Here is a 14,790-nt window from a genome sequence, read left to right as displayed (position 1 = left end):
GTGACGGTCTCACCCTCAGGCCAGGGCCACCAGCTCGAGGTACTCCGGCCCCCACAGGTCCTCGTCGCCGTCGGGCAGCAGGAGGACCCGGTCCGGGTTGAGGGCCTCGACGGCGCCCTCGTCGTGAGTGACCAGGACGACGGCACCGGCGAAGGTGCCCAGCGCCCCGAGGATCTCCTCGCGGCTGGCGGGGTCGAGGTTGTTCGTCGGCTCGTCGAGCAGGAGGACGTTGGCGCTGGAGACCACGAGCATGGCCAGGGCCAGGCGGGTCTTCTCCCCGCCGGACAGGACCCGGGCGGGCTTGTCGGCGTCCGCGCCCGAGAAGAGGAAGGAGCCCAGGACGCTGCGCACCTGGGTGTCGTCCATGCCGGGGGCGGCGCGGCGCAGGTTCTCCACGACGCTCGCCGCGGTGTCGATGGTCTCGTGCTCCTGGGCGTAGTAGCCGATCTTGAGGCCGTGGCCGGCGATGACCTCACCGGAGTCGGGCTCCTCCACCCCGCCGAGCAGGCGCAGGAGCGTGGTCTTGCCGGCGCCGTTGAGGCCCAGGACCACGACCCGGCTGCCACGGTCGATGGCCAGGTCCACGCCGGCGAAGACCTCCAGTGAACCGTAGGCCTTGGACAGCCCGGCGGCGCGCAGCGGGGTCTTGCCGCAGGGGGCGGGGTCGGGGAAGCGCAGGTGGGCGACCTTCTCCACAGCGGTCTCGTCCTCCAAGTCGGCCATGAGGCGCTCGGCCCGTTTGAGCATCTGCTGGGCGGCCACGGCCTTGGTGGCCTTGGCCCGCATCTTCTCCCCCTGGGCGCGCAGGGCGGCGGCCTTCTTCTCGGCGTTGGCGCGCTCCCGACGGCGTCGGTGCTCGTCGTCGGCGCGCTGCTTGAGGTAGGCGTCCCAGCCCAGGTGGTAGACGTCGAGGACCCCGCGGCCGGCGTCGAGGTACATGACCTGGTTGACGGTGTCGCGCAGGAGCTCGACGTCGTGGCTGATGACGATGAAGCCCCCGGAGTAGGTGCGCAGGTGGTCGCGCAGCCACAGGATCGAGTCGTGGTCGAGGTGGTTGGTGGGCTCGTCGAGCAGGAGCGTGTCGGGCTGCTGGAACAGGACCCGGGAGAGCTCGACCCGACGGCGCTGACCACCGGAGAGGGTGCCGATGGGCTGGTCCAGGATGCGGTCGGGCAGGCCCAGGGCGGCGCTGATGCGGGCGGCCTCGGAGGCGGCGGCATAGCCGCCGGCCATGGTGAACTCGTGGTCCAGGCGCGTATAGCGGTCCAGGGCCTTGGCCTGGGCCTCCCCCTCGGTGACGGCGATGCGCTCCTCGGCCTTGCGGAGGCGGGCCAGGAGCGCGTCGATGCCGCGGGCGGAGAGGATCCGGTCCCGGGCGATCTCGCTGAGGTCCCCGACCTTGGTGTCCTGGGGCAGGTAGCCCACCGAGCTCGTGCAGGTGATCGTGCCCTCGTGCTCGACGGCCTCCAGCCCGTGGCGCTCATCGGCGTCGTTGACGGCGCGGCCGGCGCCCTGGGCCACGGAGGCGGCAGCAAGCAGCTTGGTCATGGTGGTCTTGCCGGCGCCGTTACGGCCCACGAGGCCGATGCGCATCCCCTTGTCGACCCGGAAGCCAGCGTGAGCGACGAGCTGGCGGGCACCGATACGCATGGTGAGGTCCTGGACATTGATCACGCGCGCCATGGTACGGGCCCGCCGGTGCTGCCCGCCGCAACGGACCTATCAGTCCCACCACATCCACCAGCCGACGGCGCCGCCGGCCCACTCTGGGCGGGTGCGCACGATGTCGTCGGGCACGCACCCGGTGTCGAGCTCGTAGCGCTCCTTGACCCGCTCCCACAGCGCGGAGCACTGGCAGTCCCGGCTGTGCTCGGAGAGGACCTCGTAGCCCTGCAGGTCGGCGTCGGCGACCCACAGGGCCTCGACGCTCAGACGCTCGTCCTCCCGCTGGGGACCAATGCCGTATCCGCACAAGCGCACCTGCCCGTCCGCCCCAGCGCAGGCGGTCAGCAACGTCTTGAGGCTCGGGGCGAGGTTCTGACGGTCGCTCAGTGCCGCACCCGGCAGCCGGCACAGCAGGTCGGCCGCCGTGGCGGCGTCCATCCCGCGGAAGGGCACGTAGTCGCTCACCGGGGCGCCCAGGGCATCCAGTCGCAGTGGACTCTCCCCCGGCAGGCAGCGCGGAGCATCGAGCCACGGCTCAAGCAGGCGCCACAGGCCGATACGCACCGTCCACCCGGGTGGACCGTAGAGGCGCGGCGAATCGGGCACGGCGGTCGGGGACGGGGCGGGAGGCGGAGTCGTGGTGGGCGGGCGAACCGGGATGTTCGGTAGGACCGGCAATGCGGGCTGTGCGGCCAGGGAGGCCTGCGCACTCATGTCGAGCTCCTTCGCTTGAGGCGGGGTCGGTGCTCCTCGAGCGTGCAGAACCCGCTCCGCCGATGCACCCACTGGCCTGAGCGCCTGTGCGCACAACCCTCCTCAACTGCGCAAACACCTGGCGGTGGATACCGGGGTCGCGCAGATTCGCGGCCACTGGCCGTCTTGAGAAGGGCAGCGGCGCCATCCAGACGGGCTGTTCCCTTTTAGTTCTGAGCCATAAGACAGTACCCTCGTCCTCAACCACCTTCTTCGCGCCCACGTGGCGCAGGAGGTGTCAGATCCCACCACCGAGAGCGAGCTCGTCGGGGACTCGGAGCGCACTGGGGTGCGTCCACCGTCCGCGTCACCCTCGCTCAGTAGGAAAGGGCCCGAATGGCAACCACGACCTCAACCCCTGAGGCAATCCTCGACGCCGTGGGCGGCGCCGACAACATCATCCATTTCACCCACTGCGCCACCCGACTGCGCTTCGAGCTCAAGGACGCGTCCGGCATCGACAAGGCGGCCGTCGAGGCCATCCCGGGCGTCATGGGCGCCGTCCCCCAGTCCGGGGACCGCTACCAGATCGTCATCGGTGGTGCCGTGCAGAGCGTGTACGACGAGATCAACAACCTGCCGGCCATGAAGAGCCAGGGCGGCTCCTCCGGCCCAGGCCAGTCCGACGCCGACGTCAAGGCCGCTGTCCGGGCCAAGGCCCGCGGCAAGAACGCCTACGTCGACGCCTTCTTCGAGTACCTGTCCGACTCCTTCCGCCCCCTGCTGCCGGTGCTGCTGGGCGCCTCCCTCATTATCGCGGGTGAGGCGATCTTTGAGGCCTTCGGCCTCATCAACACCCACGCGGAGAACGCGGACAAGCCGGTCACGCTGCTGTTCGTCGATGCCATGTTCCGCAGCGTCTTCTACTTCCTGCCGATCATGGTGGCCTACAACGCCTCCAAGAAGCTCAAGATCGACCCCTGGGTCGGCACAGCAATCATGGCAGCGCTGCTCACGCCGGAGTACATTTTCCTGAGCGACAAGGTGCTCCAGAAGAAGGGCGTGATTGACTGCGTCCACAACGCCACGTTGGACAAGGACCTGTGTGTCGCGCATGTCGCGGGCATTCCTATGCAGCTCAACGACTACGGCGGTCAGGTCTTCGTCCCCCTCATGATGGTGGCCATCCTGGCCCTGGTCTACAAGGGACTGGTCAAGATCGTTCCGTCCAACGTGCAGATGGTCTTCGTGCCCTTCCTGTCCTTCGTCATCATGATGCCGGTGACGGCCTTCCTCATCGGCCCCCTGGGCGTGTGGATCGGTACCGGCCTGGGCACGGCCCTGTTCTGGCTGAACTCTCACGCCCCGATCATCTTCGCGATCCTCATCCCCATGGTCTACCCCTTCCTGGTGCCGCTGGGCCTGCACTGGCCGCTCAACGCCCTCATGCTGGCCAATATCGCCTCCGAGGCCACGCACCACACCGACTTCATCCAGGGTCCCATGGGCGCCTGGAACTTCGCCTGCTTCGGCGCCACCGCCGCCGTCCTCGTGTGGTCCATCCGCGACAAGGACAACGAGATGCGCCAGACCGCCACCGGTGCTCTTTTCGCCGGCCTGCTCGGTGGTATCTCCGAGCCGAGCCTCTACGGTATCCACCTGCGCTTCAAGCGCATCTACCCGTTCATGCTCGTCGGCTGTGCCGTCGGCGGCCTCGTCGAGGGCATCGGCAGCATGCTGGGAGGCATCAACGGTGTCACGACCACGACCTTCGCCTTCACCTCGCTGCTGACCATCCCGGTCTTCAACCCCATGTGGCTCTACGGCATCGCCGTCGCCGCGGCCTTCGCCACCTCCTTCTTCCTCATCGTCACCTTCGGCTACCGCACCAAGGAGGAGCGGGCCGAGGCGCTCGCCGCAGCGGGCACCGCCAAGACCGGCAGCGCCACTGCCTCCGCTCCGACCGAGGCCTCTGAGGCACCCAAGGCCGCCGCTGCGGCGGCTGCGCCCGTGGAGGAGGGTGACCGGACTGCGAAGGCCCCCACTCCCAAGCCGGCTCTCGTTCCCGGCGCGGTCACTGAGATCGCCTCACCGCTCAAGGCCACGACCATGGACCTGGACAAGGTCCCCGACCCGGTGTTCTCCTCGGGCGCCGTCGGTCAGGGCGTGGGTCTGGAGCCCCAGGGCGACATCGTCGTCACGGCTCCGGCCGACGGCACCGTCGTCGTGGCCCCGTCCTCGGGGCACGCCTTCGGCATCACCCTGGACAGCGGCGTGGAGATCCTCATCCACGTGGGTCTGGACACCGTCAACCTGGAGGGCAAGGGCTTCGACGTCAAGGTCTCCCAGGGCGACCGCGTCAGCGCGGGCCAGGAGCTCGTCCGCGTGGACCGCTCCGTCATCGAGCAGGCCGGCTACCCGCTGACCACGCCAGTGCTCGTCACCAACACCGCCTCCTTCGCCTCGGTCGAGGTCGTCGGCGGCGACTCGGTGGAGCCCGGCGAGGCCCTCATCAAGGTCACCGCACCTGAGGCCTGAGCCTTGACCTGACGCCGCCGACCTGATCGGCTGCAGACATAACGGTGGGGGCCGGATCCGTCGACGGACGGATCCGGCCCCCACCGTGTTGCTCACCTGCTGTTCGTCCGGTGTTCACCGGCGGCCCCGGACGTTGCGGGTTCAGGTCAGGGCAGACGCAGCGCCCAGAAGGCCACGGCGGCCGCTGCCGCCACGTTGAGGGAGTCCACTCCCCCGGCCATGGGGATGCGCACCACCTCGTCGGCTGCGGTGATGGTCCGGTGGGACAGCCCGTCGCCCTCCGTGCCCAGGATGACGGCGACCCGCGAGTCCGGGGCCGTACAGGCCGGTGAGGCCGCGAACTCGTCCAGGGTCACGGAGGTGTCCGACAGTGCCAGGGCGGCCACGGTGAAGCCCTGCTCGTGGAGCTCGTCCATGGCGGGCCAGTGCTCGATCCGGGTCCAGGGGACCTGGAAGACGGTGCCCATGGAGACGCGCACGCTGCGCCGGTAGAGGGGGTCCGCGCAGCGCGGAGTGACCAGGACGGCGTCGATCCCCAGGGCGGCCGCACTGCGGAAGGCCGCCCCCACGTTCGTGTGGTCCACCAGGTCCTCCAGGATCGCGACTCTCCTGGCCCCCGCTCCCCCGCGGGCGGCCGACAGCAGCTCGGGAACACCGGCGAGCTCGGGCCGGTTCATGGCGGCCAGCGCACCGCGGTGCAGGTGGAAGCCCGTGATGGACTCCAGGACCTCCTCGGGGGCGACGAATACGGGGACCTCACCGCCGTCGTCGCTGCCCCCGCAGCCGGCCGCGGAGGCGATGACCGGCCGCATCTCATCGAGGTGGCGCGGGGCCATGAGGAAGGAGCGCGGGGCGTGCCCGGCGGCCACGGCGCGTGTGATGACCTTGGAGGACTCGGCCATGTACAGGCCCCGCTGGGTCTCCAGCCGACGGCGCAGCGCCACGTCCGTCAGCCTGGTGTAGTCCGCCAGGCGCTCATCGGCGCCGTCGGACAGCTCAATGATCATCGCTTCGTCACCTTCTGGGGCTTAACCCGTTCAGTACAGCAGTACGGCGGGAAGAATAGGCCGATCATCGTGGATCGCCCACTCCTCCCGCCGCAGCGAGTGCCCTGGGGCCCTGTGGTTCCCAACGGGCGTCAAGGAAGCCGGCTCAGGCTCCGTAGGGACCCTGGGGCGCGCCGGGAGGCGTGCCGTAGCCGGGTTGGGCCTGGATGCCGTAACCACCGCGCGGGGGCACGGAACCGGGCTGGACCTCCTCGGGGTCGGCCACGTGGTTTCCGTGCGCGGTGTGAGTCCCCTCGACGCCGTCGGAGGTCGGGACACTCACCGTGGCCCCGCCGTCGGCCTTATCCGCGGGAGCCTTCGGGGAGACGCCTGCCTTGGATGCGGGCTCCTCACTGGCCTCCTGGGAGGCCGACTCGACCTCGCCACGGGCCTGGGCGAGGGCCTCCTCGGGGGCCTGGAGACTGGTGCTGGCCAGGTCCGAGGCGATGCCCAGGTCGAGCTCGCTGCCCGAAAGGTCGACACCGGGACGAGCGGCGTCGTCGTCGGAGTCGTTCACACCGCCGCCGGGGCCGCCGTCCTTGCCACCGCCCAGGGCGCCGGCGATGCCGTCGAGCGCCGCCGTGAACTCGGTAGGCACGATCCACATCTTGGAGGAGGAGCCGTTGGCGATCTTGGGCAGGGTCTGGAGGTACTGGTAGGCCAGCAGCTTGGAGTCGGCGTTACCGCGGTGGATGGCGTCGAAGACCTGGAGGATGGCGCGCGACTCACCCTGAGCCTTGAGGATCGCGGACTGCGCCTGGCCCTCGGCGCGCAGGATCGCGGACTGCTTGTCACCCTCGGCCGTGAGGATCTGGGACTGCTTGACACCCTCAGCCGTCAGGATCGCGGCACGGCGGTCACGCTCGGCGCGCATCTGCTGCTCCATGGAGCCCTGAATGGAGGCCGGCGGGTCAATGGACTTCAGCTCCACGCTGTTGACGCGGATGCCCCAACGGCCGGTGGCCTGGTCCAGGACGCCACGCAGCTGGCCGTTGATCTGGTCACGGCTGGTCAGCGTCTGCTCCAGGTCCATCGAGCCGACGACGTTGCGCAGCGTGGTGACCGTCAGCTGCTCAATGGCCTGCAGATAGTTGGAGATCTCGTAGGTGGCGCGCATGGGGTCGGTGATCTGGTAGTAGACCACCGAGTCGATGCTCACGACGAGGTTGTCGGAGGTGATGACCGGCTGAGGCGGGAAGGAGACGACCTGCTCACGCAGGTCCATGATGTTGCGCACCCGGTCGATGAAGGGCACCAGGAAGTGCATTCCAGCGCCGTAAGCCGCCTGGAAGCGCCCCAGGCGCTCAACGATGATCGCAGTGCTCTGCTTGACGATCCGCACCGCCCGGAAGATGACGATGATGACCAGCACGGCCACGAGAAGCAAGATGATGGAGACGAAGGGCACGAGGTTCCTCCTGCAGGGTTGAACGGATGGTCAGAATGGTTGGGGCCGACGCCGGGAACGTCAGGATGCGGGCGCAGCGGCGGAGGCCGTCACCGGGGCGACCACGGCCACGGCCCCGTCGATCTGAGTCACGGTCACACCCACCCCGGCCTCCAGGCGAGGCTCACCCCCTTGGGCGGAGGGAGCCAGACGGGCGCTCCACTCCTCACCGCCCAGGCGCACCCGCCCGCCTTCACGGTCAACAGGAGTAATGGTGACGGCAGACCGACCGATGAGGGCGTCGACGTTGGTCTTCATCTGCGGGGTGGCGGCCGCCAGGCGGCGCTTGGCCCAGGGACGCACGGCGAACAGAAGCAGGGTGGAGACGCAGGCGAAGACCACGACCTGCGCCCACACGGGCCCGCCGAGGAAGGATGTCAGGCCTCCTCCCAGCGCGCCGCCGGCGATCATGAGGAAGGTGAGGTCGGCTGTCATCGTCTCGATGACGATGAGGAGCAACGCCCCTCCGACCCAGAGCAGCCATTCCATGAGAACCTCCTGATGAACGCGGTTGGTGAGGATGTGATCGTATACCGGGCAGGGCCGATCAGGGATCGATACAGTCCAAGGCGGCCTTCTCGCCCGGAACCGGTGGTCAGCCCCTGGCCTCGGCGACGCGCCTGCCATGGCCGGCCGGGCGCCCCCTGGCGGAGTAGCGGCCGCGGTCATGGGTGACCTCCAGCTCCATGCCGAAGGTCGTGCTGATCGTGTCCGCGGTGAGGACTTCATTGAGCGGGCCGGCGCCCACGACCTTGCCCTCGCGCAGCGTGAGCGCGTGGGTGAAGCCCTCCGGGATCTCCTCCAGGTGGTGAGTCACCAGGACCATGGAGGGCGAGTCGGGCGAGGAGATGATCTCGGTGAGCGCCGCCAGGAGCTGTTCACGGCCGGCCAGGTCCAGACCCGAGGCCGGCTCGTCCAGGAAGAGCATCTCCGGGTCCGGCATGAGAGCGCGAGCCAGCTCGACGCGCTTGCGCTCCCCCGACGACAGTGTTCCCCACGGCCGGTCGACCAGGTGAGCGCCCCCCAGGGCGCCCAGCAGGGCGTGAGCGCGCTCGACGTCGACGTCGTCGTACTCCTCGCGCCAGCGTCCGATGCGCCCGTAGGAGGCCGACAGGACCACACCGAGCACCTTCTCGCCGCTCTGGACATCGGCGGCCAGGGCCGACGACAACAGGCCGATACGGGGGTGGAGCTCGGAGACGTCCACGCGCCCCAGCCGCTCGGAAAGGATGTCCACCGTGCCGGAGGAGGGGAAGAGTCTGGCCGAGGCGATCCTGGCGATCGTGGTCTTGCCCGCGCCGTTGGACCCCAGCAGCACCCAGTGCTGACCCTCTTCCACGCTCCAGCTGACGTGGCTGAGAATCTGGTGACTGCCGCGGTGCAGCGAGACGTCGTCGAGGTGCAGGACACTGGTCATGGGGTGATCCTATCGTGGCGCCGAGTTCACGCCGGGCAGATGCGCAGCAAGAGCCGCGACCCGTCTGCGGCCCGCTCTCCTCCGGGGCCCATCTCGCTGCCATTCACTATGGTTGGCCCCCATGGATCCCCTCAACCCGCCTGTCAGCATCGTACTGGCCCTGTGGGCACCATCGCCCTCCTCCCACGGCCTGTCACTCGTGGAAGGCCCCGACGGCGCCCATGACGTCATCGACAGCGTCGTCACCGGAGGCTCGGACACGCCGAGCGCCGCCGACGATCCAGGACGCGTCAGCCTGGCGCAGTGGCTCACCGCCGCCCGCCCGCTGAGCCGGGTGAGCGCGGTCCTGCCCTCACCGGCCGGCGGCACCGGCACCTGGGGGCTCCTGCCCGACATCGAGGAGGGCGTCGTGCTGGAGGGGACAGCCGGCCGGGTGCTGCTGGTTCCTGAGGACTCCGGAACCTCGGTGACCTGGCGCGCCGAGCCCATGGGCGGCACGCTGCCCCCGCTGGATGCGGCGCACGCCCGCCGGCAGGTGCACACCGCCACCGAGGAGGCCATCGAGGCGCTCATCGAGCTCGACCTGGCCCGTGAGCGCCCGGAGCTGGCCGACGCCCTCAATGACCTGCTCACCGCGGTGGTGGATCCGCGGCTCATGCCGCCGTGGCTGAAGCGCCGTGATCGGGAGCTGTTGGAGCGCTCCTTGCGGCTGGCGGGGATGTGCGAGCTGGCCCTGGACGACGACGGCGCGGCCACGACCGCCCTGCAGGCGCGGCGGCGGGCCGACGTCCTGCGTCCACTGCTGGCGGTGGCGCGTCACGGCGCCGCTGCGGCCACCGAGTGGTGGGCCCGGTAGAGGGGGCGCGCCACTCGGTGGCGTATCGGTGGGGTCACCGAGCGGGAGCCGTCCGGCTCAGCCCTGGGCCAGGACCCAGTTGTAGACGTCCATGGTGCGCTGGGCGATGGCCTCCCAGGCGAAGTGCTCCTCGACGCGGCGTCGAGCGGCCTGCCCCATGGTCCTGGCGGCCTCGGTGTCGGTGACCAGGGTGGTGAGGCGCTCGGCCAGGTCGGCCTCGAAGCGGGCCGGGTCGATGGGGGTGCCGGTGCCGTCCTGGACCTGCTCGATGGGCACCAGGAGGCCGGTCTCGCCGTCGACGATGACGTCGGGGATGCCGCCGGTGGCTGATCCGACAACCGGCAGTCCCACGGCCATGGCCTCGAGGTTGACGATGCCCAGGGGCTCGTATACCGAGGGGCACACGAAGACGTCGGAGGCGGCCAGCACGGCGATGAGCTCGGGGCGCGGCAGCATCTCCTCGATCCAGACCACTCCGGTGCGCTTCTCGCGCAGGCGGGCCACGAGGCCCTCGACCTCGGCCTTGATCTCGGGGGTGTCGGGGGCGCCGGCGCACAGGATGACCTGGACGTCGGCGGGCAGCTGCTCGCAGGCGCGCAGCAGGTGGGGAAGGCCCTTCTGACGGGTGATGCGTCCGACGAAGACGACGGTGGGGCGGTCGGGGTCAATGCCGAGGCGCTTGAGGGTGGCGGAGGCCGCGGCGTCGGCCTCCTGGCCCTGCGGGCGCTTCCAGGCCTCGAGGTCGATGCCGTTGTGGACGACCTTGACTCGCTCGGGGTCAACGGCCGGGTAGCAGCGCAGGATGTCCTCACGCATGCCGTTGGAGACCGCGATGATCCCGGAGGCGGCCTCGTAGGCGGTCTTCTCCGCCCAGGAGGACAGGGCGTAGCCGCCGCCGAGCTGCTCGGCCTTCCAGGGGCGCAGGGGCTCCAGGGAGTGGGCACTGACGACGTGGGGGACGCCGTGGAGCAGGCCGGCCAGGTGTCCGGCGAGGTTGGCGTACCAGGTGTGGGAGTGGACGAGGTCGGTTCCCTCGGTGCCCTGGGCCATCTCCAGGTCGACTCCGAAGGTGCGCAGGGCGGCGTTGGCGCCGTCGAGCTCGGCGATCTCGGGGTAGCCGGTGACGCCGTCGTCGGCGCCCTCGGTGCCGGGCTCGCGGGGGCCGCCGAAGGCGTGGACGCGGACGTCGGCCAGGGGGCGCAGGACCTTGGCGAGCTCGTTGACGTGGACTCCGGCGCCGCCGTAGATAAAGGGTGGGTACTCCTTGGTCAGCAGGTCGACCCTCATGGGTGTGCCTCTCCTCTGTCTGATGGATGGACTGACCGCGCCTTCCTCGGCGCAGGACGGGCGCCTGCGGTGCGGCGGGCGCCACACCCGACGTTATACGCACACGGGCCCCGGTGGGACCGTTCAGCGCCGGTGGTTTCCACCGATTCGCATGTACGGTCCCGTCGGTCCCCTGAGCGGGGGCATGTGTAGATCAAAGGTCCGGGTTGACTCGGGAGCCGACACGGGAGCGACCCGAATTGTGATCTGTTTGGCCCCATAAGCCTCTCAAGCAACGTAAGGTGGGCCACATGGCTCAACCTCGTGTTCTCGCAATCGTCCTCGCCGGTGGCGAGGGCAAGCGCCTCATGCCCCTGACCGTCGACCGCGCCAAGCCGGCCGTGCCCTTCGGCGGTATCTACCGCCTCATCGACTTCTCCCTGTCCAACATGATCAACTCCGGCTTCCTCAAGGTCGTGGTGCTCACCCAGTACAAGTCCCACTCGCTGGACCGTCACATCTCCAAGACGTGGCGCATGTCCGACATGCTGGGCAACTACATCGCGCCGGTGCCGGCCCAGCAGCGCGTGGGCAAGCACTGGTTCCTGGGGAGCGCCGACGCGATCTACCAGTCCCTCAACCTGCTCGACGACGAGCGCCCGGACTATGTGGTCATCACCGGTGCGGACAACATCTACCGCATGGACTTCTCCCAGATGCTGGAGCACCACATCGCCTCCGGTCTGCCCTGCACCGTCGCGGGCATCCGTCAGCCGCGGTCCCTGGCGGACCAGTTCGGCGTCATCGAGACCGATCCGTCCGACCGCGGCAGGATCAAGGCCTTCGTCGAGAAGCCCAAGGAGACCCCCGGTCTGCCGGACTCCCCCGATGAGGTCCTGGCCTCGATGGGCAACTACATCATGAACGCCGACGCACTCCTGGAGGCCGTGACGGTCGACGCCGCCGATGAGACCTCCAAGCACGACATGGGTGGCAGCATCGTGCCCTGGTTCGTCAACCAGGGGGCGGCCGGCGTCTACGACTTCAAGGACAACGACGTCCCGGGCTCCTCCGAGCGCGACCGCGACTACTGGCGCGACGTGGGTACCGTGGACGCCTTCTTCGAGGCGCACCAGGACCTCATCTCGGTGACCCCCGTGTTCAACCTGTACAACGACCGCTGGCCGCTGTTCGCCGGCTACCAGGCCGCGATGCCACCGGCCAAGTTCGTCTACGGCCACCACGAGCGCCTGGGGCACGCGGTCGACTCGATCGTCTCACCGGGGGTCATCGTCTCCGGTGGTGAGGTGATCTCCTCGGTCCTGTCCCCCGGTGTGCGCGTCAACTCCTGGTCCTCGGTGCGCGAGTCCGTCCTCATGGACGGGGCCGAGGTGGGCCGCAACACCGTGGTCAACCGCGCGATCCTGGACAAGTACGTGAAGGTCGAGGAGGGCGCCATGGTGGGGATCGATCCCGAGCACGACCGCGAGCGGGGCTTCACCGTGACCGAGTCCGGCATCACGGTGGTGGCCAAGGGTCAGCTCGTCACCCGCTGACCGTAGGCTCACCGCCTTTGCAGTGCGCGCCGTCGCCCGAGCTTCCGGGCGACGGTGCAGCCGTACTCGCATGCCGGCTCGCCCACTAGCATGGCGCCATGAGCGACACCTCCCGACACCGTGCCGGCCACTCCGCGGACCTCAGCGGGGCGCTGAGCGAGGGCCCTTTAGTGACTGAGGGCCCCGGCCTGCTGGTCATGGACGTGGACTCCACCCTCATCGAGCAGGAGGTCATCGAGCTCATCGCCGAGCGCGCCGGGACCCGTGAGCGGGTCGCCGAGGTCACGGCCCGGGCGATGCGCGGGGAGCTGGACTTCGCGGCCTCCCTGCGCGAGCGGGTGGCGACGCTGGCCGGAGTCCCCCAGGGGGTCTTCGCACAGGTCCTCGCCGAGGTGCGTCCCACCATGGGGGCGGCCGAGCTCATTGAGGCGCTGCACGCACGCGGCTGCCGGGTGGGGGTCGTCTCGGGCGGTTTCGAGGAGGTCGTGGTGCCTCTGGCCAAGCGGCTGGGCATTGATCACGTGGCGGCCAACCGCCTGGAGGTGGTCGAGGGCCGTCTCACCGGTCGGGTGCTGGGGCGGATCGTGGACCGTCAGGAGAAGGTCCGCTGCCTGCTCGCCTGGGCCCGGCAGGACGGTGTGCCCATGGAGCGCACCATCGCGGTGGGTGACGGGGCCAACGACCTGGGCATGCTGGAGGCCGCGGGGCTGGGGGTGGCGTTCTGCGCCAAGCCGGTGGTCGTCGAGCAGGCCGATGCGGCCATCCACGTGCGTGACCTGCGTGCCGTCCTACAGCTGATCGGGGGCTGACCGGCTGCGGTTGTTCGCAGGGCCGGCCTCAGTCGCGCTTGCGGGCGGTGAAGATCTCCCGGATGCGGGCACTCCTGGGCTCCAGGTCCGCCCAGGTGCCGGGGACGTCGATGATGACGGCGGTGGCCGTGGGCACCCCGAAGGAGATCTGGGAGGCCAGGTCGTCGTCGGTGTCGTGGAGGATGTGGGCCAGTACGGAGATCGTGGGCTCGTGGCCGACGACGACGACCGTCCTGGCCTGCGCACCCTCCTCGGCCAGAACCCTGAGGATGCCGTTGGGGCCCAGGTTGTAGATCTCCTCGCGCACGAGGGTGTCGGTGGGCTCGAGGCGGTCGCGGATGGGGCGGGCGGTCTCGCGGGCCCGAGCCGCCGGGGAGACCAGCAGCAGGTCGGTGGTCTCCAGGCGCTTGCGCAGCTCCTTGGCCAGCAGGTCGGCCAGCGCGGTGCCCTTGGGGGTCAGAGGACGTTCCAGGTCGGTGACGGCGTCGTGAGAGGCCTTGGAGTGTCGGACGAGCACGAGCCGGCGCATGGGATCCGTTGTCACAGCTCTACCCTACGGCACCACGGCACCGCCCGGATACGGTCCCCGGCGACATCTCGCGACCCGCCGTGCGCCTAGCGCCCCATGCCCAGGCCGCCGTCGACGCCGAGGATCGCGCCGGTGACGTAGGCAGCCGCGGGTGAGGCCAGGAAGAGGACGGGGCCGGCGATGTCGGTGACGTCGGCGAAGCGCCCCAGGGGGATCTGCTCGAGGTAGGCGGTGCGGATGCGGTCGGGCAGGGAGGCGGTCATCGCCGTGGTGACGAAGCCGGGGGCGACGGCGTTGACGGTGATGCCGCGCGGTGCGAGCTCGCGGGCCAGGGAGCGGGTCAGTCCCTCCACACCGCCCTTGGCGGCGCCGTAGGCGGACAGACCCACGCCTCCGCGTGCGGCGATGGCCGAGGAGACCAGGACGATGCGCCCCTTGCGGGCCCGCATCATGGCCGGTGTCACGGCGCGCACGGTGTTGAAGGTGCCGGTCAGGTCCGCGGAGATGACCTCGTCCCACATCTGGGAGGAGGTGCGGGCCGCCAGTGACTCCCGGTTGATGCCGGCCGAGGCCACGAGGACCTCGATGGGGCCGTGCGCCTCGGTGGCGGCGGTCAGGGCCTGGGCCAGGGCGTCGGGGTCGGTGACGTCGGCGGCCAGGGCCAGGGCGCCGTCGGGGGCCTCACCGGAGCGGGACAGGCCCGCCACCCGGTCGCCCTGTGCCAGGAACGCCTTCGCAACCGCCTCCCCGATCCCCCGGGAGGCTCCGGTCACGACGACGGAACGTGATATCGACGGCTCGGTCTCTTCGTTCATCAGCACAAGCACACAAGGTAACGCGCATCAGCACTCGCCATCAGCGATTCGACATACGCCGATACCGATCCGTCCCTGTTACTTCCTTCACAAGTGGTCTATACCTGTGTCTGTTCCGGGCCGCAGGGCGGGGCCGGTCACGGCCCTGGCACC

The 14,790-nt window shown here is 69.8% G+C and carries 13 protein-coding genes; 4 read left to right on the top strand and 9 right to left on the bottom strand.

Features of this window, described 5'->3' with window-relative positions; translation table 11 throughout:
- Positions 1–15: 15 nt before the first annotated feature.
- Positions 16–1,674 carry an ABC-F family ATP-binding cassette domain-containing protein gene (locus BKH20_RS11775; protein ID WP_178388605.1) on the bottom strand — a complete coding sequence of 553 codons (1,659 nt, stop codon included), beginning with the start codon at positions 1,672–1,674 and terminating at the stop codon, positions 16–18.
- A gap of 48 nt (positions 1,675–1,722) precedes the next feature.
- Positions 1,723–2,379 carry a hypothetical protein gene (locus tag BKH20_RS11770; RefSeq protein WP_075391212.1) on the bottom strand — a complete coding sequence of 219 codons (657 nt, stop codon included), beginning with the start codon at positions 2,377–2,379 and terminating at the stop codon, positions 1,723–1,725.
- A 375-nt stretch (positions 2,380–2,754) separates the two neighbouring features.
- Here BKH20_RS11770 and BKH20_RS11765 point away from each other — a divergent pair, with 375 nt between their 5' ends.
- A complete protein-coding gene (locus BKH20_RS11765; RefSeq protein ID WP_075391211.1) occupies positions 2,755–4,896 on the top strand; it encodes a glucose PTS transporter subunit IIA in 2,142 nt (713 codons plus the stop codon).
- A 146-nt stretch (positions 4,897–5,042) separates the two neighbouring features.
- Here the strand turns inward: BKH20_RS11765 and BKH20_RS11760 are convergent, their stop codons facing one another.
- The 4 genes from BKH20_RS11760 to BKH20_RS11745 all read right to left on the bottom strand — a co-directional run bounded on the left by BKH20_RS11760 (position 5,043) and on the right by BKH20_RS11745 (position 8,806).
- A complete protein-coding gene (locus BKH20_RS11760; RefSeq protein ID WP_075391210.1) occupies positions 5,043–5,903 on the bottom strand; it encodes a TrmH family RNA methyltransferase in 861 nt (286 codons plus the stop codon).
- Between the two features lie 145 nt (positions 5,904–6,048).
- Positions 6,049–7,350, bottom strand: coding sequence for an SPFH domain-containing protein (locus BKH20_RS11755; protein WP_075391209.1), 1,302 nt, complete (start codon positions 7,348–7,350; stop codon positions 6,049–6,051).
- 60 nt (positions 7,351–7,410) lie between these two features.
- The gene (locus BKH20_RS11750) at positions 7,411–7,878 is read right to left on the bottom strand and encodes an NfeD family protein (RefSeq protein WP_075391208.1); all 468 of its coding nucleotides are present in this window, start codon (positions 7,876–7,878) and stop codon (positions 7,411–7,413) included.
- Positions 7,879–7,984: 106 nt separating this feature from the next.
- A complete protein-coding gene (locus BKH20_RS11745; protein WP_075391207.1) occupies positions 7,985–8,806 on the bottom strand; it encodes an ABC transporter ATP-binding protein in 822 nt (273 codons plus the stop codon).
- 121 nt (positions 8,807–8,927) lie between these two features.
- Here BKH20_RS11745 and BKH20_RS11740 point away from each other — a divergent pair, with 121 nt between their 5' ends.
- Complete coding sequence (locus tag BKH20_RS11740) at positions 8,928–9,662, top strand: hypothetical protein (RefSeq protein ID WP_075391206.1); 735 nt, start codon at positions 8,928–8,930, stop codon at positions 9,660–9,662.
- 57 nt (positions 9,663–9,719) lie between these two features.
- Here the strand turns inward: BKH20_RS11740 and glgA are convergent, their stop codons facing one another.
- Positions 9,720–10,949 carry a glycogen synthase gene (gene glgA, locus BKH20_RS11735; RefSeq protein ID WP_075391205.1) on the bottom strand — a complete coding sequence of 410 codons (1,230 nt, stop codon included), beginning with the start codon at positions 10,947–10,949 and terminating at the stop codon, positions 9,720–9,722.
- A 290-nt stretch (positions 10,950–11,239) separates the two neighbouring features.
- Here glgA and glgC point away from each other — a divergent pair, with 290 nt between their 5' ends.
- Together glgC and serB are read left to right on the top strand one after the other, a co-directional pair.
- On the top strand, positions 11,240–12,484 hold the full coding sequence (gene glgC / locus BKH20_RS11730) for a glucose-1-phosphate adenylyltransferase (RefSeq protein ID WP_070660596.1): 1,245 nt from the start codon (positions 11,240–11,242) through the stop codon (positions 12,482–12,484).
- 98 nt (positions 12,485–12,582) lie between these two features.
- Complete coding sequence (serB, locus tag BKH20_RS11725) at positions 12,583–13,293, top strand: phosphoserine phosphatase SerB (protein WP_075391204.1); 711 nt, start codon at positions 12,583–12,585, stop codon at positions 13,291–13,293.
- Positions 13,294–13,321: 28 nt separating this feature from the next.
- Here the strand turns inward: serB and BKH20_RS11720 are convergent, their stop codons facing one another.
- Together BKH20_RS11720 and BKH20_RS11715 are read right to left on the bottom strand one after the other, a co-directional pair.
- Complete coding sequence (locus BKH20_RS11720; RefSeq protein WP_081379549.1) at positions 13,322–13,822, bottom strand: SixA phosphatase family protein; 501 nt, start codon at positions 13,820–13,822, stop codon at positions 13,322–13,324.
- Between the two features lie 86 nt (positions 13,823–13,908).
- On the bottom strand, positions 13,909–14,637 hold the full coding sequence (locus BKH20_RS11715; protein ID WP_178388604.1) for an SDR family oxidoreductase: 729 nt from the start codon (positions 14,635–14,637) through the stop codon (positions 13,909–13,911).
- Between the last annotated feature and the right edge of the window lie 153 nt (positions 14,638–14,790).

The sequence above is a fragment of the Actinomyces oris genome (assembly GCF_001937445.1).
Taxonomy (GTDB): Bacteria; Actinomycetota; Actinomycetes; order Actinomycetales; family Actinomycetaceae; genus Actinomyces; species Actinomyces acetigenes.
This window is presented reverse-complemented; position numbering and strand designations above follow the sequence as displayed.

Coding starts and splice junctions, on each gene's coding strand:
- BKH20_RS11770 (WP_075391212.1), bottom strand. CDS start 2,379: ATGAGTGCGCAGGCCTCCCTGGCCGCACAGCCCGCATTGCCGGTCCTA.
- BKH20_RS11765 (WP_075391211.1), top strand. CDS start 2,755: ATGGCAACCACGACCTCAACCCCTGAGGCAATCCTCGACGCCGTGGGC.
- BKH20_RS11760 (WP_075391210.1), bottom strand. CDS start 5,903: ATGATCATTGAGCTGTCCGACGGCGCCGATGAGCGCCTGGCGGACTAC.
- BKH20_RS11750 (WP_075391208.1), bottom strand. CDS start 7,878: ATGGAATGGCTGCTCTGGGTCGGAGGGGCGTTGCTCCTCATCGTCATC.
- BKH20_RS11745 (WP_075391207.1), bottom strand. CDS start 8,806: ATGACCAGTGTCCTGCACCTCGACGACGTCTCGCTGCACCGCGGCAGT.
- BKH20_RS11740 (WP_075391206.1), top strand. CDS start 8,928: ATGGATCCCCTCAACCCGCCTGTCAGCATCGTACTGGCCCTGTGGGCA.
- glgA (WP_075391205.1), bottom strand. CDS start 10,949: ATGAGGGTCGACCTGCTGACCAAGGAGTACCCACCCTTTATCTACGGC.
- glgC (WP_070660596.1), top strand. CDS start 11,240: ATGGCTCAACCTCGTGTTCTCGCAATCGTCCTCGCCGGTGGCGAGGGC.
- serB (WP_075391204.1), top strand. CDS start 12,583: ATGAGCGACACCTCCCGACACCGTGCCGGCCACTCCGCGGACCTCAGC.
- BKH20_RS11720 (WP_081379549.1), bottom strand. CDS start 13,822: ATGCGCCGGCTCGTGCTCGTCCGACACTCCAAGGCCTCTCACGACGCC.
- BKH20_RS11715 (WP_178388604.1), bottom strand. CDS start 14,637: ATGAACGAAGAGACCGAGCCGTCGATATCACGTTCCGTCGTCGTGACC.